The organism is Salinicola tamaricis, from assembly GCF_003006155.1.
Lineage (GTDB): Bacteria > Pseudomonadota > Gammaproteobacteria > Pseudomonadales > Halomonadaceae > Salinicola > Salinicola tamaricis.
Window position 1 is genome coordinate 1134437 of sequence record NZ_CP023559.1, and the last position, 22062, is coordinate 1156498.

Annotated in this window: 17 protein-coding genes, 1 tRNA gene and 3 pseudogenes; 17 read left to right on the forward strand and 4 right to left on the reverse strand. The window is 67.4% G+C overall.

Annotated elements, in window-relative coordinates:
* The first annotated feature begins 94 nt into the window (after window positions 1-94).
* The 5 genes from ispB (at window position 95) to CN538_RS25975 (ending at window position 4608) form a co-directional block, all read left to right on the forward strand.
* On the forward strand, window positions 95-1069 hold the full coding sequence (gene ispB / locus CN538_RS05225; protein WP_106418786.1) for an octaprenyl diphosphate synthase: 975 nt from the start codon (window positions 95-97) through the stop codon (window positions 1067-1069).
* Window positions 1070-1273: 204 nt separating this feature from the next.
* Window positions 1274-1350: transfer RNA gene (locus CN538_RS05230), tRNA-Pro, on the forward strand.
* 162 nt (window positions 1351-1512) lie between these two features.
* Entirely contained in the window at window positions 1513-1851 is a 339-nt protein-coding gene (locus tag CN538_RS05235) for a hypothetical protein (protein ID WP_106418787.1), read from the forward strand.
* Between the two features lie 143 nt (window positions 1852-1994).
* A complete protein-coding gene (locus CN538_RS05240; protein ID WP_106418788.1) occupies window positions 1995-2885 on the forward strand; it encodes a cytochrome b/b6 domain-containing protein in 891 nt (296 codons plus the stop codon).
* A complete protein-coding gene (locus CN538_RS25975) occupies window positions 2872-4608 on the forward strand; it encodes a molybdopterin-dependent oxidoreductase (protein ID WP_422917545.1) in 1737 nt (578 codons plus the stop codon). Before CN538_RS05240 ends, CN538_RS25975 begins: the two co-directional genes overlap by 14 nt.
* 124 nt (window positions 4609-4732) lie before the next feature.
* Here CN538_RS25975 and CN538_RS05255 read toward each other — a convergent pair whose 3' ends face one another.
* On the reverse strand, window positions 4733-4963 hold the full coding sequence (locus tag CN538_RS05255; protein WP_106418790.1) for a hypothetical protein: 231 nt from the start codon (window positions 4961-4963) through the stop codon (window positions 4733-4735).
* 176 nt (window positions 4964-5139) lie between these two features.
* On the opposite strand from CN538_RS05255, the pseudogene rapA reads away from it, so the two are divergent.
* A pseudogene (rapA, locus tag CN538_RS05260) lies at window positions 5140-8074 on the forward strand (RNA polymerase-associated protein RapA).
* A gap of 13 nt (window positions 8075-8087) precedes the next feature.
* On the opposite strand, the gene CN538_RS05265 reads toward rapA, so the two are convergent.
* Window positions 8088-8993: a TIGR01777 family oxidoreductase gene (locus CN538_RS05265; RefSeq protein ID WP_106418791.1), complete on the reverse strand. Its 906-nt coding sequence runs from the start codon at window positions 8991-8993 to the stop codon at window positions 8088-8090.
* A gap of 582 nt (window positions 8994-9575) precedes the next feature.
* Here CN538_RS05265 and CN538_RS05270 point away from each other — a divergent pair.
* From CN538_RS05270 to CN538_RS05305, 9 genes and pseudogenes are all read left to right on the forward strand, one after another.
* Entirely contained in the window at window positions 9576-10493 is a 918-nt protein-coding gene (locus tag CN538_RS05270; protein WP_106418792.1) for a MerR family transcriptional regulator, read from the forward strand.
* 50 nt (window positions 10494-10543) lie between these two features.
* Complete coding sequence (locus CN538_RS25000) at window positions 10544-11320, forward strand: deoxyribodipyrimidine photo-lyase (RefSeq protein WP_340638268.1); 777 nt, start codon at window positions 10544-10546, stop codon at window positions 11318-11320.
* A 92-nt stretch (window positions 11321-11412) separates the two neighbouring features.
* A complete protein-coding gene (locus CN538_RS25005) occupies window positions 11413-11955 on the forward strand; it encodes an FAD-binding domain-containing protein (protein ID WP_340638269.1) in 543 nt (180 codons plus the stop codon).
* Between the two features lie 61 nt (window positions 11956-12016).
* On the forward strand, window positions 12017-12460 hold the full coding sequence (locus CN538_RS05280) for a nuclear transport factor 2 family protein (RefSeq protein ID WP_106418793.1): 444 nt from the start codon (window positions 12017-12019) through the stop codon (window positions 12458-12460).
* A gap of 112 nt (window positions 12461-12572) precedes the next feature.
* Window positions 12573-13362, forward strand: a pseudogene (locus tag CN538_RS05285) (SDR family NAD(P)-dependent oxidoreductase).
* A complete protein-coding gene (locus tag CN538_RS05290; RefSeq protein WP_106418794.1) occupies window positions 13359-14708 on the forward strand; it encodes an NAD(P)/FAD-dependent oxidoreductase in 1350 nt (449 codons plus the stop codon). Before CN538_RS05285 ends, CN538_RS05290 begins: the two are co-directional and overlap by 4 nt.
* A complete protein-coding gene (locus CN538_RS05295) occupies window positions 14708-15505 on the forward strand; it encodes a DUF1365 domain-containing protein (RefSeq protein WP_106418795.1) in 798 nt (265 codons plus the stop codon). Before CN538_RS05290 ends, CN538_RS05295 begins: the two co-directional genes overlap by 1 nt.
* Window positions 15502-16779: an SAM-dependent methyltransferase gene (locus CN538_RS05300; RefSeq protein WP_106418796.1), complete on the forward strand. Its 1278-nt coding sequence runs from the start codon at window positions 15502-15504 to the stop codon at window positions 16777-16779. The genes CN538_RS05295 and CN538_RS05300 overlap by 4 nt, the downstream gene beginning before the upstream one ends.
* 128 nt (window positions 16780-16907) lie before the next feature.
* Window positions 16908-17294 carry a DUF2878 family protein gene (locus CN538_RS05305; protein ID WP_340638270.1) on the forward strand — a complete coding sequence of 129 codons (387 nt, stop codon included), beginning with the start codon at window positions 16908-16910 and terminating at the stop codon, window positions 17292-17294.
* Here CN538_RS05305 and CN538_RS05310 read toward each other — a convergent pair.
* Window positions 17241-18632, reverse strand: a complete 1392-nt coding sequence (locus tag CN538_RS05310; RefSeq protein WP_340638271.1) for a putative bifunctional diguanylate cyclase/phosphodiesterase — start codon at window positions 18630-18632, stop codon at window positions 17241-17243. The genes CN538_RS05305 and CN538_RS05310 overlap by 54 nt on opposite strands.
* Before the next feature lie 741 nt (window positions 18633-19373).
* Here CN538_RS05310 and fabA point away from each other — a divergent pair.
* Together fabA and fabB are read left to right on the forward strand one after the other, a co-directional pair.
* The gene (gene fabA, locus CN538_RS05315; protein WP_106418797.1) at window positions 19374-19889 is read left to right on the forward strand and encodes a 3-hydroxyacyl-[acyl-carrier-protein] dehydratase FabA; all 516 of its coding nucleotides are present in this window, start codon (window positions 19374-19376) and stop codon (window positions 19887-19889) included.
* A gap of 13 nt (window positions 19890-19902) precedes the next feature.
* Window positions 19903-21117, forward strand: coding sequence for a beta-ketoacyl-ACP synthase I (fabB, locus tag CN538_RS05320; RefSeq protein WP_242495580.1), 1215 nt, complete (start codon window positions 19903-19905; stop codon window positions 21115-21117).
* Between the two features lie 226 nt (window positions 21118-21343).
* Here fabB and CN538_RS05325 read toward each other — a convergent pair.
* Window positions 21344-22058 (reverse strand): annotated as a pseudogene (locus CN538_RS05325) (lysophospholipid acyltransferase family protein); the annotation flags it as partial.
* Window positions 22059-22062 lie beyond the last annotated feature (4 nt).

Sequence of the window (22062 nt, forward strand, 5' to 3'; positions counted from 1 at the left end):
CACTTCGGGGCGCCACCTAGCATAGCCGCTCACGTCGCCTCTCGGCCCCGGGGCTTCGAGCGGCCCACCCGAATCCCCCTGTGACAAGCCGATCATGCAATCCAACGCTGCATCCATCCATGCGGCGGTGGCTGAGGACTTCGCCGCCGTCAATCGCACGATCCTCAGTCAACTGGCATCGCGCATCCCGCTGGTCGAAACCATCGGCCAGTACATCATCGAAAGCGGTGGCAAGCGCCTGCGCCCGCTGCTGGTGCTGCTCGCGGCTCGCGCCCTCGACTACCGCGGCGACCGCCACATCACCCTGGCCACGCTGATCGAGTTCATGCACACCTCGACCCTGCTGCACGACGACGTGGTCGATGAGTCGAGCCGGCGGCGTGGCAAGGCCACCGCCAACGAGACCTGGGGCAACGCGCCTTCGGTGCTGGTCGGCGACTTCCTCTATTCGCGCTCGTTCCAGATGATGGTGGAAGTCGGCTCGATGCGCATCATGCAGGTGCTCTCCGGGGCGACCTGCGTGATCGCCGAGGGCGAAGTCCAGCAGCTCACCAATATCGGCAATGCCGATATCGAGGAGTCGGACTACTTCGACACCATCCAGGGCAAGACCGCGATGCTGTTCGAGGCGGCCTCCCACAGCGGCGCGATCCTGGCCGAGGCGGACCCCGACGCCGAGCGCGCACTCAAGCTCTACGGCCGCTATCTGGGGCTGGCCTTCCAGCTGATCGACGATCTGCTCGACTACCAGGGCGATGCCGAGACCATGGGCAAGAACGTCGGCGACGATCTCGCCGAGGGCAAGCCGACGCTGCCGCTGATCCACGCCATGCGCCAGGGTACCCCGGCGCAGGCGGCACTGATTCGTCAGGCGATCACCGATGGCGGCCTCGAGCGGCTCGACGAGGTGCTGGCGATCGTGCGCGAGACCGGCGCCCTCGAATACACCCAGCGTCGTGCCGAAGAGATGGCCGCCAAGGCGCGCGATCAGCTCGCGCTGCTCGCGCCCAGCGCCTACCGCGAGAGCATGGAGACGTTGACCCGCATCGCCGTCGAACGCCAGGTGTGACGCGCCCAAGCCGAGGGGCGTGACCAGTCAACTAGGCTATCGTTCGTACTTGCCGCGAGCGCCTACCTGACACTCCGCGGCGGGCGTCTGAAAAGACAGCGCTGAACGCCGCGGTCGTGCCAGAGAGAGTTGCAAAAGAAGGGGTTGCGCACGCGTCAGGGATGCGTATAATTCAGCTCCGTCGAGTTTGGCTCGGCAAAAAGTCGGAGTGTAGCTCAGCTTGGTAGAGCGCTGCCTTCGGGAGGCAGAGGTCGTAGGTTCGAATCCTGTCACTCCGACCATCGTATTGAAAAATGCCCGCTTCGGCCCTGCCGAAGCGGGCATTTTGCTTGTCGGGCTGACGCCAGGCAAAAGGCCAATGGGCAGGGCTGTCAGGTAACGCTACAGTGACAAAACACCGCGCATGTCGCGCTGCCCGCCTCGTCCTCGCCAGGAGACCCGCCATGCCTCGTTCCACCTGTCTCGCTGCGCTCGGCCTCGGTCTGCTGATGTTGGCCGGCGGCGCCCTCGCCAATGAGCCCCCCGCACCGCCACCGTGGTCGACGCAAGAGGTCACCAGCGCCCAGGCCCAGTGTCGCGCCAACCTCACCGCCACCGGCATCGATGGTCCCAAGGTGGCGCGCTACTGCGAGTGCGTGACCACCGCTCTGCAGGCGCGCTTCAGCGCCGCCGAGGTGCGCCGCATGAAACGCGCCCATGATCCCGGCGCCGATAGCGACAACCGCCCACCGGCGTTGGCCAAGACGTTGGAGCAGTGCTCGCCGGTCCTCGAGTCCCCCTGAGCCCCCACTGCACGCCGCGGGCGCGCGCTCGCGCCGCCACGGGCAGAACGCGCATCCTGTGCCATGCTGAGGAGAATCGCCCCAGCCCAAGGCATGGGCCAGGGCCAGCACGCCCCAAGGCGAGCCTTCTAAGGAGATCGCGCATGCCCGATACGCTCCCGACCACGGCATCGACGCCCCGCGGCCGCCGGCGCCATCCGTTACCGGCCAGGCTCTGGCACTGGGTCAATCTATGGTGCCTGGTGGTGATGCTGATGAGTGGCCTGCAGATCTTCAACGCCCATCCCGCGCTCTACTGGGGCAGCGCCTCCCACTTCGACGATCCCTGGCTGGAGCTCTACGCCATCCGCGCTCCTGACGGCGACATTCGCGGCCAGACCGCAATCGGTCCCTGGGTCTTCGATACCACCGGGGTACTCGGCTACTCCACGGCCAACGGCCAGGAACAGGTGCGCGGCTTCCCCGCCTGGAGCACCCTGCCCAGCTATCAGTACCTCAGCATGGGTCGGCTGTGGCACTTCTTCTTCGCCTGGCTGTTCGCAGGGGCGGGGGCGCTGTTCGTGCTCTACGCCCTGCTCAGCGGCCATCTACGCCACGATCTATGGCTCTCCGGCACCCAGTGGCGCGGGCTGGGTCGGGATCTGCTGGATCACCTGCGGCTGCGCTTCCACGGCCCCCACGGCGGCTACAACGGTCTACAGAAGCTCAGCTACCTGGGCGTACTGCTGGTGGCCCTGCCGCTGATGATCGTCACCGGCCTGTGCATGTCACCCACCTTCAACGCCGCCGCACCTTGGCTGCTGGAGCTGTTCGGCGGGCGCCAGAGCGCGCGCTCGATCCACTTCATCGTCGCCGCCGCGCTGGTGCTGTTCTTCCTGGTGCATATCGCCATGGTGCTGCTGAGCGGCCCGTGGCGTCAGCTCAAGGGCATGCTCACCGGCGGGCCGCGGGTCATCGATGAGCCCGCTGCTACGTCCACGACAGCGACCACGCCAACCACCCGCAGCGGGAGAGACCAGCATGATGCGTCGTGATTCCGGCCGCCGCGACGCCTCGCGGCGGCGCTTCCTCCAGCGCTCGGCGTTGGGTGCCGCCGCGCTCGGTCTCACCGGCTGCGATCGCCTGTCGCAGAGCGAGCAGGTTGCCGGCACGCTGAATCTGGCCCAGCGCCTCAACCTGCGCGTGCAGCGCTTCCTCGCTGGCGAGCGCGGGCTGGCGCCGGAGTATCCGGCATCGATGATCGACCCGGTGTTCCGCCCCAACGGCTCCACCGACCCGCAGGCAGCACGCTACCGGGAACTGGCGGCCAACGGCTTCGCCGACTGGCGACTGACCCTGGATGGCCTGGTGGAGACACCGCTGTCACTGTCGCTCGACGAGATCCGCGCGCTCCCGGCGCGGACCCAGATCACACGCCACGACTGCGTCGAGGGCTGGAGTGCGATCGGCCAGTGGACGGGCCCGGTGCTCGGCGATCTGCTGGCGCGCGCCGGGGTCAAGTCACAGGCGCGCTACGTGGTGTTCCACTGCATGGACCAGTTGAATGGCAAGGACTTCTACTACGAGAGCCTCGACCTGGTGGAGGCGCGCCACCCGCAGACGATTCTTGCCCACTCGCTCAACGGCGCCCCTGCCTACCGCCAATGGCGCGCCGCTACGCCTGCGCGCCGAGCGTCAGCTGGGTTACAAGATGGCCAAATATCTCTCGGGCATCACGCTGGTCACCGACTTCGACGACCTCGGCGGTGGCAAGGGTGGCTACTGGGAGGACCGCGGCTACACCTGGTACGCCGGTATCTGAGCCCGGATGACGCTCAGCAGATGCCCCAGGGGCTGCGCAGCACGGGCGAGTCAGAGGCCACCGGCTTGACATTCTCGCGCCATGGTCTGCACTCAAAGCCACGCCATGACGCATCGATCCTGGGCATGGCGCGAGCACACTCAACCTCGATACGGAAGGATTCGTTCATGGCTATCCCCCGCTCCACCGCCACTGCCCTGCGCCACGCCCTGGCCGGGCTGGCGCTCGGCTGCGTCGCCGCCACCGCCCTGGCGGCCCAGAACGGCGATGCGCCCCAGCATCTGCGCGGCACCATCACCGAGGTCGGCGATCACGCCTTCAGCGTCGAGTCGCACCCGGACGGCAAGGTCCACAAGGTCACCTTCGACGACGCCACGCGTCTCGCCGGCGTCACCCGCAGCAGCCTCGACCAGATCGAAAAGGGTACCTTCATCGGCACCGCCAACGTGCCCGGCGCCGACGGCAAGCCGTCACAGGCCCAGGAAGTGGTGGTCTTCCCCGACTCGATGCGCGGCACCGGCGAGGGCGACTATCCCTGGGATACGCCGCGCGGCGCCATGTCAGAGAGCTCGGCCGGCGCCAAGGCGGGCGGTGAAAAACTGGGCGGCGCCGGCAGCGGCTCGAGCATGACCAATGGCACCGTCTCCAGCACCAGCGGCCAGGCGATGGACGCCGGCGAGAAGCTTGGCGGCGCGGCCAGCGGCTCGACCATGACCAACGGCACGGTCGACAGCTCCCAAGCCCAGGATGGCACCCTGACCCTGACGGTGGACTACGGCAGCGGTAGCAAGCAGATCCAGGTGCCCAGCGACGTGCCGGTGGTCAAGGTGCGCAAAGGGCAGATGGACGATCTGAAAAGCGGCGCCGCGGTGTTCGTCGCCGGTGACATGGGCCAGGATCCGATCCCGGCCAAGGTGGTGATCGTCGGTATCGACGGCACCGTACCGCCGATGTGAGGCCGCCCGCGCGCCCGAACTCAGGGCGGGAAGGGATGATAGCGGGCGCCTCGGCGCCCGCTGTCGTCAGGCGCTTTGGCTGCCGATGAAAACCAGCCCTACCAGACGCGCCCCCCTGGCGGCATCAGCCCTCCTCGCGGGCGGCGTCGCGCTGGCGCCGCTCGCGGTTGCGCCGATAGCGTCGAACCAGCGCCAGCCAGCCGGCGGCGACCAGCATTAGTGCCAGGGTCACACCCTGCCACGGGCGCGCCGCGTCGCCGAGCCAGGTCTCGAGGGCGATGATCGCGACGAAGCCTATCGCCTGTGAGGCGATCGCCATGCGTCGCAGACCGTCGCGCTGTGTCGTCGTCGCCATCCTGCCTCCCGCTGCCTCTGAATCGATCATTGCACCCGCACCGCCGGCCTCGGACGACTGCCGAACGCCGCGGCAGTGTAGCATCGCCACCCGTCGAGATGCGCAGCGCTTAAGACTGCCTCGCTTTACGCTAGAATGCGTCGCCCACTCCCCCCAGCTGAGCATACCGAGGCATCATGAGCGACTTCACCCCCGGCCAGCGCTGGATCAGCGACGGCGAAACCGAGCTGGGACTAGGCACCATTCTCACGTCGACGCCCGCAGCGTGACCGTGCTCTTCACCGCCAGCCAGGAGACGCGCACCTATAGCGCGCGCCAGGCGCCGCTGACCCGGGTCATCTTCGCCGCGGGGATCGTACGTCGATGCCGAGGGCCACACCCTCACGGTCAGCGACGTCGAGATCGACGCCGGCTGTATCGCTACCACGGCCACGACGAGCAGGGCGCCCCGGCGACGCTGCCCGAGGCGCGTCTCTCCCGACAGCATGCGCTTTCATCAGGCCCAGGATCGCCTGCTCACCGGCCAGGTCGACGCAACGACTGGTCGAGCTGCGCTACGCTCGCTGCACCCATCAGCGCCTCTCGCGCAGCCCGGCACGGGTCTCGCCGGCCCCGCATCGACCTGATCGCGCACCAGCTCTATATCGCCGACGAGGTCTCCCGGCGCCACGCGCCGCGCGTGCTGCTGGCCGACGAAGTGGGCCTGGGCAAGACCATCGAGGCCGGCCTGATCCTGCACCGGCTGCTGCTCACCGGACGCGCCAGCCGTGCCCTGATCCTGGTGCCGCCGAGCCTTACCCACCAGTGGCTGATCGAGCTGCTGCGCCGCTTCTCGATCTCGGTGACCCTGCTCGACGAGGCGCAGAGCGAGGCGTGGGGCGACGACAACCCGTTCGACAGCGGCCAGTGCATTCTCGCCAGCCAGGCGTGGCTGTTCGCCAATCCGCAGCGTCAGCGCCAGGCCGAAGCGAGCCAGTGGGATCTGATGATCGTCGACGAGGCGCACCACCTGGACTGGACGCCCCAGGCCGAGGGGCCGGGATACGCCTGCGTGGCACGCCTCGCCGCGCGCATTCCGGGACTGCTGCTGCTCACCGCGACACCGGAGCAGATGGGCCTGGAGAGCCACTTCGCGCGGCTGCGCCTGCTCGACCCGGATCGCTACCAGGATCTCGACCGTTTCAGCGCCGAAGAGGCCGGCTATGCCGCGGTGGCTGACGCCATCGACGCCCTCGACCGGCTGCCAGGCGAGGCTGCAGCGCTGGACGCAGTCAGCGCAGTGATCGGCGCGGGCGACGGCGACAGCCAGGCGCTGCTCGCCACCCTCGCCAATGCCGAAAGCGACGACACCCAGCGCGCCAGTGCCCGCCGCCAGCTGCGCGAGCAGCTGCTCGACCGCCACGGCACCGGGCGGGTGATGTTCCGCAATAGCCGGCGTCATGTGGGCGGCTTCCCCGAGCGCCACCTGCACAGCGCCGAGCTCGATATGCCGGCAGCCTACCAGGCCCAGCTCGACGAGCTCGTCGCCGGCAACGACCATATCGCCGCGCAGCTGAACGCCGCCGAACTCGGCCAGCGGGAGGCGCGCCTCTACCCCGAGGCGACCTACCGCGCCGTACAGGAGGCCGCCCACCAGGCCGACACGCCCTGGTGGGAGCAGGACCCCAGGGTCACCTGGCTGCTTGGCCTGCTGGAATCACTCGGCCGCCAGACCAAGGTGCTGCTGATCGTCCACTATCGCCAGAGCGCCATCGATCTGGCCGAGGCCCTGCGCGTGCGCGCCGGCGTGCAGGCGCCGGTGTTCCACGAGGAGATGAGCCTGGTCGAGCGTGACCGCGCCGCCGCCGCCTTCGCCGACGACGAGGCCGGCTGCCAGTTGCTGATCTGCTCGGAGATCGGCTCCGAGGGGCGCAACTTCCAGTTCTGCCACCATCTGGTGATGTTCGACCTGCCGTGGCACCCCGATCTGCTCGAGCAGCGCATCGGCCGCCTCGACCGTATCGGCCAGCTTCACCCCATCGATATCCACGTGCCGGTGATCGCCCACAGCCCCACCGCCACCCTGCTGCGCTGGTATCGCGACGGGCTCGACGCCTTCACCGCGCCGCACGCCGCCGGCGGCGATGTGCTCGACGCCTTCGGCGAAGCGCTGCGCGAGAGCCTCGACGACGAGAGCGGAGTGGACACGCTGATCGACGAGACCCGCACCTTCAACGCCGACCGCCTGGCCCAGCGCGAGGCCGGGCGCAATCGCCTGCTGGAGTGGAATGCCTGCCGCCCCGAGCGCGCCGATGCGGTGATCGCCGCGGTGCTCGAGCAGGACAACGATCCCGCCCTGCCGCGTTATGTCGATCAGGCGCTGGATATCTTCGGCGTCGACAGCCGCGAACTGGGCAACGCCCTGACCCATCTGGCGCCCGGCTCGCACATGCTCGATAGCCTGCCCGGACTCACCCAGGGCGACGAGGGCTTCACCGTCACCTATTCGCGCACCCAGGCGCTGGCACGGGACGACGTCCAGCGGCTGTCATGGGAGCATCCGCTGGTTACCGCGATGCTCGAGCGCGTGCTCGACTCGAGCCTCGGCAACACCGCCCTGGCGCTGCTCAAGCACCCCAGCATCCCCGGTGGCCGGCTGATGCTGGAACTGGTCTACCGCACCCACTGCCCCGCGCCCAAGCAGCTCCAACTGGCCGCTTCCTGCCCGACACCGGCATTCGCGTGCTGCTCGACGAGAGTGGCGCCAACCTATCGGACAAGGTCAGCTTCAGCGGCCTGTCGCGCAATCTGCAGCGGGTCAAGAAAGGAGTTGCGCGGGAGCTTCTGAAGTCTCGCCACGAGCAGCTGCGCGCGCTGCTGAAAAGCGGCGAGCAGGAAGCCCTGCGCGAGCTGCCGACACTGGTCGAGCGCGCCCAGACCGAGATGCGCGACACCCTCGACGGTGAGCTGGCGCGCCTCAAGGCGCTGGCCCAGCGCAGTGGCGCGATCCGTGCCGACGAGCAGGCCGCCTTGAGTCAGGAGCGCGCGGACTTGGATGCGGCGATCGAAGGCGCCGCGCTGCGCCTCGACGCGGTGCGGGTGATCGTGACCGTGGACAACGAGCAGCGCTAGGCGCCGCTAGGCCTCAGCGCGGCAGGATCGCCGCCAGCGCCGCGTCGAGCGTGGGATAGGTAAAGCGGAACCCCGCCTCCTCGAGCCGCGCCGGGCGCATGCAGGCGCCGGTCAGCAGCAGCCGCGACATCTCCCCCAGCCCCAGCTTGAGCAGCGTGGCCGGCACCCGGAAAGGGGTCGGCCGATTGAGCTGGCGGCCCAGCGCGCGGGTAAACTCGGCATTGGTCACCGGCGCCGGCGCCGAGGCGTTGAAGGGCCCCGCGAGCGACGGCTCGGCGAGCAGGAACTCGATCGCCGCGACCAGATCCTCACGGTGGATCCACGGCATATACTGGCGGCCGTCACCCAGACGGCCACCGAGCCCCAGCTTGAACACCGGCAGCAGCCGCGCCAGGGTGCCGCCATCCGCATCGAGGACCAGCCCGATGCGCACGCAGGCGACCCGGGTGCCGACCTCGGTGGCCTTGTTGGCCTCGCGCTCCCACTCTTCGCACAGCCGATGGGCGAACTCGTCGTGTGGCGGCGTCGACTCGGTGACATCACGCTCACCCTGATCGCCGTAGAATCCCATTGCCGACCCCGATACCAGGACCTCGGGGGCGTCGCCGCTCTGCGCCAGCTGCTCGCACAGCTCCACGATCTCGCGGGTGATATGCCGGCGCGACTCGATCAGTCGCGTCTTCTGGGAGTCACTCCAGCGCTTGTCGGCGATCGGCTCCCCGGCCAGATTGACGATGCCTTGAGGGCGCTGGTCGGCGAACACCGCCACCGAGTCGCCCACCGAGACGGCTGCAGGAAGCTTTCGCCGCGCACGTTGCGGCTGGCGCGATACCACCATGACCTGGTGGCCAGCCGCCAGGGCGCGCTCGACCAGACGCTGGCCGACGAAACCGGTACCACCGGTGATCAGAAGTCGCATGGCACAGACCTCAGTTATACGAGTGTTGTACAATGTGCTCAGCATAGCAGTGTCAGTGGCACACTGCGTCATCCAGCGGCCGTCTCGATACCTATTCGAGCCGGAGTGACAGCGATCCACCCCACGATACCCCGTGCGTATCGCGTCCTGTGGGCGTCTTACCCTGTGGACATCGAATAGCGCACACCGACGTGCCGAGTCAGCATCAGCACAGCGCCGGACATCCGCCCGCACCGAGGGGTGCACAACGCTTTCGTATTACATTAAAATTGTACAAATCGCTTGAAGTGTACAACGCATTCACCCATGCTTGACCCATGGACATCAATGTCGTCTCGCCGGAGCCGATGGATCTCGACAGCTCACGTCCGGGTATCACCAATCGATCATGACAAGAGGCCATGACCGATTCATCGGCGAACCCAGGTGACGTCGCCGGAGCAGCAGGGCAGAATTGGTAAACTGTATTCAAGCAATCAATTAGCGTAAGTGGACCCGAAGCTCCGTGGTGACGACCTGCAGTATCGATAAGCGTTCGATTCGACGAGATGGCGCACGCAGAGACCTCGCAGGAGGACTTGCATGAGTTACAAGGCTATGGAATCCAACGCCGCGCCGCTCTACCCCATTCGCGAAGTGTCGCGCCTCACCGGCGTCAACTCCGTGACGCTGCGCGCCTGGGAGCGTCGCTACGGCCTGATTCGGCCACAGCGCACGCCCAAGGGCCACCGTCTCTATGCCCGCGACGATATCGAGCGCGTCGAGCGTATTCTGCAGTGGCTCAATCGCGGTGTTCCCGTCAGTCAGGTGCGCGAGCTGCTCGACCAGCCCGAGACGGTCGAGACCCCGGCACCGCAGATGGGGGACTGGTCGAGCCAGCGTCAGCACGTGATCCACGCGGTCGACGCCCTCGACATGGCACGCCTGGAGACGCTATTCAATCAGAGCCTGGCACTCTACCCGGTGGGGCTGTGCATCGCCGAACTATGGCAGCCCACCATCCAGCAGTTGGAAGAGCGCTGGGGCGACCAGTTTGGTGCCACCCTGCAAAGGCGCCTGCTCGAGACCTTCTTGCGCACGCGCATCGGTACCCGCCTCTACCATGCCAATCAGACCAATAGTGGCGGCGAACTGCTGATCGCGCGGTTGCCCGACGACACTAGCGGCTTCTGGGCCATGCTGATGGCGCTGGCGGCCTCGGCGGCGGGTTACCGCATTCAACTGATCGACGGCGAAGTGGCCCTGAGCGAGCTGCCAATGGCCGTCGACCGTCTCGGCATCAAGGCGGTACTGCTTGCCAGCGGCCAGGCCGAGCGCAGCGATCTGGTGCGCCGCCAGCTGCCACGGCTGGCAGAGCAGAGTGAGGTGCCAGTGTGTCTGGTGGGGCCGGTGGCGCGCATTCGCGTCAGCGACTTCGAGAACACCGAGGTCGCGGTGCTGGGCGAGGACACCACCCAGGCGCTCAGCCGGCTGCGCTCGATCGTCGACAACGAAGACTGAGTGCGGTCTTCCCGACGACCGCCCCTCGAGATGGCCACAAGGAAGTGCCCATGTCCGATCTGCAACTGGTGTGGTTCCGTAATGATCTGCGCACCTTGGACAACACCGCGCTGAGCGCCGCCGCTCAGCGCGGTCCAGTGATTGGCGTCTTTCTCGCCAGCCGCGAGCAGTGGCGCCGCCACCAGCACGGCCCCAACAAGATCGAATTCGTTCATCGCGGCGTACGCGCCCTCAGCGACGCCCTGGATGCGCTCAATATCCCGCTGCTCTATCGTGACATCGGCGATTTTTCCCAGGCGCCCGAGGCGCTCGACGCGATCGTGCGCGAACATGACATTGCCACCCTGCACTTCAATCGCGAGTATCCCCTCGACGAGCGTCAGCGCGACGCCGCAGTAAGCGAGCGCTTACATCAGGCCGGTATCGTCGTCCACGACTACACCGATCATGTCGCCTTCGAGCCGGGTGAGCTGCTGACCGGCCAGGGTGACTACTACAAGGTGTTCACACCGTTCGCCAAGGCCTGGCATCAGCGGGTCACCGCCGAGCAGCTGGCCCTGCGTGATACACCGAGGCGTCAGAGCGCGCTCACGCTGACCCGCAATGCTATCCCGGCACTACCCGACGCGGATCGCTCCGCGGTGGTCGATGCACATACCTGGGTTGCCGGGCAGGACGCCGCAGCGGACAAGCTGGAGCGATTTCTCGACGCGCGCGCCCACCGCTACGCCACCGACCGCGACTTTCCCGCCCTTGCTGGCACCAGTGAACTCTCGGCCTACCTCGCCACCGGCATGATCTCGCATCGCCAGTGCCTGCAGGCGTAATGGCCAACAACGGCGGCCATCTGGCCGGGTGACGCTGGCCTCAAGAGCTGGGCCAGCGAACTGATCTGGCGCGAGTTCTACAGCATGTCGCGGTGGGCTTCCCCGATATCTGCCGGCATCAGCCGTTCCAGAGCCATACCGCCAAGCTCAAGTGGCGCCATAGCGACGCCGACTTCGAGGCCTGGTGCAAGGGCAAGACCGGTTTTCCGCTGGTCGACGCCGCGATGCGTCAGCTTCTGGCTACCGGCTGGATGCATAACCGTCTGCGCATGCTCACGGCGATGTTCCTGAGCAAGCATCTGCTGCTCGACTGGCGCCGCGGCGAGGCGTTCTTCATGGCGCATCTGGTCGACGGCGACTTCGCCTCCAACAACGGCGGCTGGCAGTGGGCGGCCTCCACCGGCACCGACGCTGCGCCCTATTTCCGTATCTTCAATCCGATCACCCAGTCCCAGCGTTTCGATCCGCAGGCCGAGTTCATCGCCCACTGGGTGCCGGAGCTGGCCGACCTGCCGGCCAAGTCGCGCCATCAGCCCAGCGCCAACGAGCGCCGCGATACCGGGTATCCCCAGGCCATCGTCGATCACAAGCGTGCCCGCCAGCGCGCCCTGGACGCGTTCAAGGAGCTCGACTGAGCGCCCCTCGGCGGCACCCGGGGCGTCTGTGGCCGGCGCGGCCACCCACCGGGAGCGTGTCATGACCGTAACCTCCGCCGGCGCCAGCGCCGAAGCGATCGCTCACTTTCGCAGTCTGTTTCAGCCGCTGACTCATGAGGGCCTGACGCCACTCGCCGAGTGCTACAGCGACGACGTGGACTTTACCGACCCCCTGCACCACCACGTCGGCCGACGCGCAGTCATGGCCTACTACCGCGAGCTGATGACCGAGGTCAGCCACTGCCACTTCGACTTTCACCAGCAGCACGTTCTGGATCAACGCTGCTTTCTCGAGTGGACGATGCACTATGCGCATCCAAGCGTGCGCGGCGGACGTACCTTGAGCGTGGCCGGCTGTTCGCACCTCACCTGGCGCGATCAGCGGGTGTGCCGTCACCGTGACTACTATGACGTCGGCGAGATGCTCTACGAGCAGCTGCCACTGATCGGCTGGGTCGTGCGCCGGATCAAGCAGCGCCTCTAAGGCTGCGTACGAGAGCTGACTGCACTCGCCGACTTCTCGTGCACAGCCTAGGCCGTGGGTGAGAACGTCACACCCATGCTATATCGATGATTGAAGAGAGCAGGGAGAGATTATGGCCAGCCTATCCGGAACTCGACGCATCTGGTTGACCGGCGCCACCTCCGGCATTGGTGAGGCGCTGGCCAAGCGCCTGCTCGCCGACGGCCATCGGGTGGCACTCACCGCGCGCCGGGAGGAAGCGCTCCAGACGCTGGCCGCGGGTTATCCCAACGCCCTGGTGGTGCCCGCCGATCTCACCGATCGCGCCGCGACCCGGCGCGCCGGCGCGGCGATCGAGGAGGCCTTCGGTGGTCTCGACATCGCCCTGCTCAACGCCGGCACCTGCGAATATGTCGATGTGCGCGAGTTCGACGTCGAGCTGGTCGAGCGCGTTCGCCACCAACTTCCAGGGCACCCTCTACGCCATCGACGCCGCCCTGCCGCTGCTGCGACGTGCCGAAGGGCGCACCCAGGCGCCGCTGCTCGCCGCGGTCTCCAGCGCGTCCGCCTATCTGCCGCTGCCGCGCGCCGAGGCCTATGGCGCCTCCAAGGCGGCGATCTCGCACTTCCTGGAGTCGCTGCGCCTCGATTTGGCCGCCGAAAGGATCGACGTCAGCGTGATCCACCCGGGCTTCGTCGAGACGCCGCTGACCGCACGCAATGACTTCTCGATGCCGATGCAGATCAGCGCCGAGCGCGCCGCCGAGTACATCGTCGAGGGGCTGGCCAAACGGCGGCTGGACATTCACTTCCCGCGCCGCTTCACCTATCTGGTCAAGGCGCTGGGCGTGCTGCCGCCGGCCCTGCGACGTCGCTTCGGCCTGCGTATCGCCGGCCGCGGGCGTGGCGGAGGCGAGGCATGAGCGAGCAGGATACCCACACCGCGTCGCCTGGCCCGACAGGGCAGCGCATCGCGGTGATCGGCGGCGGCATCGCCGGCATGGCCGCGGCCCACTATCTGTCGCAGCACCACCGGGTGACGCTCTACGAGGCCGGTGCGCGCCTGGGCGGGCACACCGCCACCATCGACGTCGAGCACGCCGGGCGCGAATACGCCATCGACACCGGATTCATCGTCTTCAACGATCGCACCTATCCCCATTTCCAGGCGCTGCTGGCATCGCTAGGCGTGGCCACCCAGCCCACCGAGATGAGCTTTTCGGTGCACGAGCGCGGGCGCGACTTCGAGTACAACGGCCACACCCTGGCCACTCTGTTCGCCCAGCGGCGCAATCTGCTGCGTCCGCGCTTTTACCGCATGCTGGCGGATATCCTGCGCTTCAATCGCCGCGCCATCCGCGACTTCGAACAGGACCGCCTGCCTCCGGCGCTGAGCCTGGACGAGTACCTCACGGCCGGCGGCTATGGTGAGGACTTCCGCCGCCGCTATCTGCTGCCCATGGGCGGAGCGATCTGGTCCGCCAGCGAGGCCGGCATGCGTGCCTTCCCTGCGCGCTTCTTCATTCGTTTCTTCCACCACCACGGCCTGCTGTCGGTCAGCGACCGCCCCCAGTGGTACACCGTCAGCGGCGGCTCGCGACGCTATATCGAGCCGCTGATCGCGCCCTACCGCGAGCGGGTACACCTGCACAGCCCGGTGACCGCGCTGCACCGCGATGCCGACGGCGTGACATTGACCACTCCCCGGGGCGAGGCACGCTTCGATCAGGTGGTGCTCGCCTGCCACAGCGATCAAGCGCTGGCGATGCTGGGCGAGACGGCCACCGCCGCCGAACGCGAGATCCTCGGCGCCATCGGCTACGCCAGCAACCGCGTGGTGCTGCACACCGACACCCGTCTGCTGCCACGCCGGCGCCGTGCCTGGGCAAGCTGGAACTACCGCCTCGACGGCCGCGATGCCGAGGCCTGCGTGCCAGTGACCTACAACATGAACATCCTCCAGCGGCTGGAGAGCGATACCACCTTCTGCGTCACCCTCAACGACGAGGCGCAGATCGATCCAGCGCAGATACTCGCACGCTTCGACTACGCCCACCCGCAGTTCACGCTGGCCGCCCAGTACGCCCAGACACGCTTCGCCGAGATTTCCCAGCCGGCGCGCCGCACCCACTTCTGCGGCGCCTACTGGCGCAACGGCTTCCACGAGGATGGGGTGTGGAGCGCCTGGCGCGTGGCCCAGGCGATCGACGGTGCCGCCGCCGCACCGGCACCGAACGCAGCCCGCCCTGCCGGTAGCGAGGTGGCCTGATGGCGCCCGCCCCGCGCCCTTGGCACAGCCGGCTCGCCACCGGGCAGCTTCGACACCGCCGCTTCATCCCCACCCAGCACCGTTTCGACTACCGGGTGTGGATGCTGTGGCTCGATCTCGACGAACTCCCGGCGCTGCTGGCCCGCACCCCCGGCTTCGGCACCCGGCGCTACGCCCCGGCACGCTTTCGCCGTGAGGACTACCTGGCGCCGCACGCACTGCCGCTGGCGGACGCCGTGCGCCAGCGGCTAAGTGAAGAACTGGGCGAAGAGCTGGGCGAAGAACTGAGTGAGGTCACGGACGGCCCGATTCGCATGCTGACCCAGCTGCGTCTGTTCGGGGTGCTGTCCAATCCGCTCACACTCTATTACGTCTACGATCGCCACGAGCGCCTGCGCGCCGTGCTCGGCGAGGTCACCAACACGCCCTGGGGCGAGCGCCAGGTCTACGCCTGCCGGGTCGACGACACGCGCCACCTGTGCCAGGCGCAGTTCGACAAGCGCCTGCACGTGTCGCCGTTCAACCCGATGGCGATGATCTACCGCTGGCGCTTCAACCGCCCCGATGAGCGCCTGCTGATGCACATGGAGACCTGGGCCGAAGCGGCCCGGCATTTCGACGCCACCCTGACCCTGAGCCTGGCGCCGGCGACCCGGCGTGCGCTGGTCGGCGAGCTGCTGCGCCATCCGCTGATGACGCTGAAGACGATCGCCGCGATCCACTGGCAGGCGCTAAGACTGTGGCTCAAGCGCACCCCCATCCACGATCACCCAGGACGAGAGCAGAATACGCCATGACCACCGCCCCCTCCTCGACCGTCGACCGGCGCCGCGATGCGCCGCGTCTGTCGCGCTGGCTGCGGCCGCGCATCCTGAAGGCGCTGGACGCGCTCGATGGCGGCGTGATCACGCTGCACGAAGGCGGCCAGCGGCACCGCCTGGGCCGCGGTGATCCCGCCGCGACCGATACTCTGGTGCTCTGCGTGCGCGTGCACAGCGCCGCGGTGTGGCGGCGCTTTGCCCTCGGTGGCACCGTCGGCGTGGCCGAGTCCTACATGGATGGCGAATGGGAGGTCGACGACCTGGTGGGGCTGGTGCGCCTGTTCGCACGCAACGTCGAACGCGTCAACGCCGGCATGGAGAACGGCACGGCGCGTCTCAGCCGCTGGGCGCTGGCCGCGCTCTACCCCTGCAGCGCAACACCACCCCGCGCGCGGCGGCATATCGCCGCGCATTACGATCTCGGCAACGAGTTGTTCGCGACCTTCCTCGACCGCGACCACTGGATGTACTCCAGCGCCGTCTTTCCGCATCCGAGCGCAACTCTGGAGGAGGCCTCGACCCATAAGCTCGATCTCATTCTCGACAAGCTTGCGGTCGAATCCCACCATCACCTGCTCGAGATCGGCACCGGCTGGGGCGGCCTGGCGATCCATGCCGCGCGCACCCGCGGCTGCCGGGTGACCACCACCACCATCTCCGAAGCCCAGTACGCCTACACCGCCGAGCGCGTGCGCGAGGCCGGGCTGGAGGCGCAGATCACCCTGCTGCGCGAGGATTACCGCGCACTCACCGGACGCTACGACCGCCTGGTTTCGGTGGAGATGGTCGAGGCGGTGGGGCATCAGTATCTCGATACCTATCTCGGCTGCGTCGACCGCCTGCTCACTGATGATGGCCTGGCCCTGCTGCAGTGCATCACCATCCGCGATCAGCGCTTCGAGGCAGCCAAGCGCGAGATGGACTTCATCAAACGCTATATCTTCCCCGGCGGCTTTCTGCCCTCGCATACCGCCATCCTCAGCGCACTGAGCCGGCACACCCAGCTCAACCTGCTCGACCTGGACGAGATCGGCCTGCACTACGCCCGTACCCTGCGCGAGTGGCGCCAGCGCTTCGAGGCGAACCTCGAGCGAGTACGCGAGCTGGGCTACGACGAACGCTTCATCCGCATGTGGCGCTACTACCTGTGCTACTGCGAGGGCGGCTTCGTCGAACGCGCCATCGGCACCTGCCATCTACTGCTGGCCAAGCCCGGCGCACGCCGGGCGCCACTCAGCGGGCAGCCGTGAGGCGCCCACCGGTAGCTCGGCCATGAGCCAGCGCCGCCCACTCGCCCTGGTGCTCAACGCCCTGGCCTTCCAGGTCGGCTGGTTCGTCTGCGTGCTGGGCGGCTCGCTACCGGCTGCTCGCCCTGGGGGTGATTCTGGCCGCTCACTGGCGCTGGCTGGCGCGACCCGGCGAATGGCGCTGGTGGCTGGGCTTCGCGCTGCTCGGGGTGGTCGTGGACGGCAGCCTGGTCGCCCTCGGCGGCATCCGTCTGGCCGCGGGCTGGCCGCTGTGGCTGTGGGCGCTGTGGCCGCTGTTCGCCACCACCCTGCACCACTGTCTGGCGTGGCTGTGGCCGCATCGCTGGCTGGCGCTGCTGTGCGGCGCCGTGGGGGGCCCGCTGAGCTATCTCTCGGGGGCGGCGCTGGCCGGAGCAGAGATCGCCACTTGGGCACTGGCGGTGGAAGCGCTGGTCTGGGCGGGGCTATGCGCCGCGGTCAGCAGGCGATTGGGAGGCGCCGGCCCGGCTCAGGCGTAGGTCGTACTGGCCGGTTTCAAGCGCTGGGCCACGGCGCTGGCGGGCTGCGGGCGGGCATAGAGGAAGCCCTGGACGTGGCGGCAACCACGCGCCATCAGGAAACTGCGCTGGGCTTCGGTCTCCCCCCCCGGCGATCACGTCGAGGTTAAGTCCCTGAGCCATCGCCAGCACCGCCGAGGTGATCGCCGCATCGGCGTGGTCATGCGGCAGCGCGCGGATGAACTCGCGGTCGAGTTTGAGCTTGTCGATCGGTAGCCGCTTGAGATAGGCCATCGAGGAGTAGCCGGTGCCGAAATCGTCGATCGCGATCTGCAGCCCTTCGCGGCGCAGCGCTTCGAGCCGCGGCGAGATATCGCCGGCGCGCTCGTCGAGCAGCACCGACTCGGTGAGTTCGAGGCCGAGATAACTCGGCGCCACCCGGTACTGGCTCAGGGTCGAGATCAGACGCGACTCGAGATCGCCCTGGATCAGCTGCAGGGCGGAGATGTTGACCCATACCGGCACCACCGTCAGCCCCTGGTCGCGCCAGTTGGCGAGCTGCGCCACTGCCTGATCGATGACCCAGGCGCCCAGCGCCGGCATCAGCCCATGGCGCTCCGCCAGCGGAATGAAGTCGCCGGGGGGAATCATGCCCTCCTGGGGATGGTGCCAGCGCAGCAGCGCCTCCATGCCGATCAGCTCACCATCGTCGAGACGGTGCTGGGTCTGGTAATAGACCTCGAGCTGCTCGTTCTGCGCCAGCGCCTGACGCAGCTCGTTGATGATCGCCAACTGGCGGTCGCCCTCGACCTCGAGCGATGGGCGAAAGCGGCGATCGTGGTTGCGGCCATGGCGTTTGGCGCTATAGAGCGCCGATTCCAGGCGCTGGAACAGCACGCCCGCCTCCTTGCCATCCTCCGGCGCGCGGCAGCTGCCGATGGTCAGTCCCAGGCGAAGGGTGTTGTCGTCGATCTCGAACGGCTCGCTGAGGTGCTGGCGCAACCCCGCCACCCACTTTTCATGATCATCGAAAGTGGTGGTCCGGATCACCATGAACTCGTCACCGCCGAGCCGCCCCACGATGCCTCCGGCGACCTGCGCCGCCAGCCGCTGGCCGAAACGCGCCAGCAGGCGGTCGCCACTATCCACCCCGAGGCCGTCATTGATCGCCTTGAAGCCATCGATATCGATCAGCGCCAGGTCCAGCCCCTCGCCGGCGCGCAGGTGGCGCAGCCGGGAGGCGAGCAGATCGTGCAGCCGCCGCCGGTTGGGCAGTCCGGTCAGCGGATCCTCGAAGCCAATCCGGCAGATCCTGTTCGCGCGCCTTGTGGCGGCTGATATCGGTGAACAGGCCGACATAGTGCGACACCCGCCCTTGCTGTCGTGCAGGCGCGCACACGCAGCCACTCCGGGTACTGGTCGCCGTGCTTGCGCTGGTTCCAGATCTCGCCTTCCCAGCGCCCGGTGGCGGCGAGCGCCTGCCAATAGCGCTCATAGAAGGCCTTGTCGTGGCGCCCGGAGGAGAGTGCGGAGGGTCGAGTCCCTCGATCTCGTCGAGGGTATAGCCGGTGATCTGGGTGAAGGCGGGGTTGATGGTGATCAGACGATTGGCGGCATGGTGATCATGATGCCGTCCGGGAGAGTTCGAGCGCCTGCTCGCTGAGCCGGCGGCGTTGGTGCTCGAGACGGATCTGGCGCCAGCCATCGGCCAGACCGACCACGACCAACGCTAGCGCCGCGAGGCGAAGCATCAGAAAGGGCAACAGGCTGGCGGCGGCCAGCGCCGCGAGTCCCCCAGACCAGCGGTCGATTCAGCGAAAAAGAAGGCCACATAGATCTTCGGTTATGGTCGTTATACGAATCGACTCAGGTCGATACTCACCCACTCGCTCCCGCCTCGCATCATGCCCCCTCGGCGCGCGCCAGGGCAAGCGCAGCCGGCGACACCCTCCAGGCGCGGCGCCAGGCTGGCCGCAATTGCACGTAAAAGCGCACAAGACTAGCCTTTGGGCCACGTGCATTCGCTGCCCACAGCCATTAGACTGGCCCCGCCTCGCAACCCATGGGGGCACACTCTTTTTCGATTCTCGGAACGATCTAGTGACCAGACAGCACTCTTTCAGCCACGACGATCTGCTGAAATGCAGCCGGGGGGAACTGTTCGGCCCCGGCAACGCCCAGCTCCCCGCGCCCAACATGCTGATGCTCGATCGCATCACGCAGATCAACGAGGATGGCGGCAAGTACCACAAGGGCGAGATCATCGCCGAGTTGGATATCCACCCCGACCTGTGGTTCTTCCAGTGCCATTTTCCCGGTGATCCGGTGATGCCGGGCTGCCTCGGCCTCGACGCCATGTGGCAGCTGGTCGGCTTTCATCTCGGCTGGCTGGGCAACCCGGGGCGCGGTCGGGCACTGGGTTGCGGCGAGGTCAAGTTCTCGGGCCAGATCCTGCCCGACGCCGGCCAAGTCTCCTACCACATCGAGATCAAGCGCGTGATCACGCGGCGCCTGGTTCTGGGGATTGCCGACGGCACCCTGGCGGTGGACGGCAAGGACATCTATCAGGCCAAGGATCTACGCGTCGGCCTTTTCACCAACACTGAGACTTTCTGAGCGGGAGGCTTCCATGAAACGAGTGGTAGTCACCGGACTGGGTATCGTGTCCTGTCTGGGCAATGACGCCCAGCAGGTACTGGACGCCCTGCGCCAGGGACGCTCCGGCATTCGCTACAAGCCGGAATACGCCGAGCTCGGTTTCCGCAGTCAGGTGGCGGGGAGCGTGGAGATCGACATCGACGCGCTCGTCGACCGCAAGCAGCTGCGCTTCATGGGCGACGCCGCGGCCTATGCCTATATCGCCATGCAGCAGGCGATCGACGACTCGGGCCTGGCGGCCGACGCCATCTCGAATCCGCGTACCGGCCTGATCGCGGGCTCCGGCGGCGCCTCCAGCGCCAACCAGGTCGAGGCGGCGGACATCATGCGCCAGAAAGGCCTGCGCCGTGTCGGCCCCTATCGCGTCACTCGGACCATGGGCAGCACCGTCTCGGCGTGCCTGGCGACACCGTTCCAGATCAAGGGGATCAACTACTCGATCTCCTCGGCCTGCGCCACCTCCGCGCACTGCATCGGCAGCGCGGTCGAGCAGATCCAGCTGGGCAAGCAGGATGTGGTCTTCGCCGGTGGCGGCGAGGAGGAGCACTGGACGCTGTCGTGCCTGTTCGACGCCATGGGCGCGCTGAGCACCGGCTACAACGACACGCCGGAGAAAGCCTCGCGCCCCTACGACACCGATCGCGATGGCTTCATCATCGCCGGCGGTGGCGGCATGCTGGTGATCGAAGAGCTGGAGCACGCCAAGGCGCGCGGGGCCAAGATCTATGCCGAGATCACCGGCTACGGTGCCACCTCCGACGGCCACGACATGGTCGCCCCCTCGGGTGAAGGCGCGGCGCGCTGCATGCGCCAGGCACTCGCCGGCCTCGACGGCAGCGTCGACTACATCAATACCCACGGCACCTCGACGCCGGTGGGCGATGTCGCCGAGCTCAAGGCGATCCGCGAGGTCTTCGGTGACAGCACGCCGGCGATGAGTTCGACCAAGTCGCTCACCGGCCACTCGCTGGGCCACCGGGGTCCAGGAAGCGATCTATTCGCTGCTGATGATGGAAACCGCTTCCTGTGCGCTTCGGCCAACATCGACAATCTCGATGAACAGGCCAGCGGTTTCGATATAGTGCGAACGCGCCGTGACGACGTCGAGATCAAGCGCGTGCTCTCCAACAGCTTCGGCTTTGGCGGCACCAACGCTTGCCTGGTGTTCGACCGCTACGACGACTGAACCCGGATAGGGCTCGATCGCAAAAAAGGCGCCTCGCGGGGCGCCTTTTTCGTGGCCGGTACTCTCTCGTAGCCGGTACTCTCTCGTAGCCGGTAATCTCTTGTAGCCGGCCTTCTCTCGTGGCCGGTCCTCTGCCCTCCCCCCACCGCGCAGTCACGTCACTCGGGCTGGCGTGGGATACCCGCTCAGAGGGCAGCTTGGTCGGTGCCTCTTGCACCCCCTGCGGCGGCCGCGGTACCTCGGATATCTCTCCCAACCGCGCTTCGATCCACTGCTCAACATCCGCCATTACGGCATCCGGCGTGCGACCTTCGGTGGCGATCGGCTCGCCCACCACCACCCGGAGCTCGCCGGGCTGCTTGACCCAGTGGCGTCCCCAGCGCTCGCCGGCATTGTGCGCCACCGGCAGCACCGGCACCCCGGCACGGCAGGCGATCACCGCGCCACTCTTGTTGAAGCGCCGCCGCTGCCCCGGCGCCACCCGCGTACCCTCGGGAAAGATCAGCACCGAGAGGCCCTCGTCCAGCCGCTGCTTGCCGTGGGAGAGCACCTGGCGCATGGCGGTAGACGGTTTGGAACGATCCAGCGGGATCGGCTTGAGCAGGCGTACCCCCAGCCGAACAGCGGGATGCTCAGCAGCTCCTGCTTGAGCACCGTGCAGATCGGCGTCTTCAGCAGCTGCAGATAGACCGTTTCCCACTCGCTCTGGTGGTTGGCCAGCACCACGCAGGGCCCTCGGGCACGCGCTCGCGCCCCTCGATGCGATAGCGCACGCCGCAGGTCAATGACAACCAGCGCATGATGAAGCGGTTGTGGCAGTTGAACAGGCGGAAGCGGCCGCGCAGCGGCAGCATCAGTCCCAGCGGCAGCATCAGCAGCCCCGAGACCAGAATCGCCAGAAAATAGCCGGCATAGAAGATCAGACTGCGAATCACGTTCATGTTT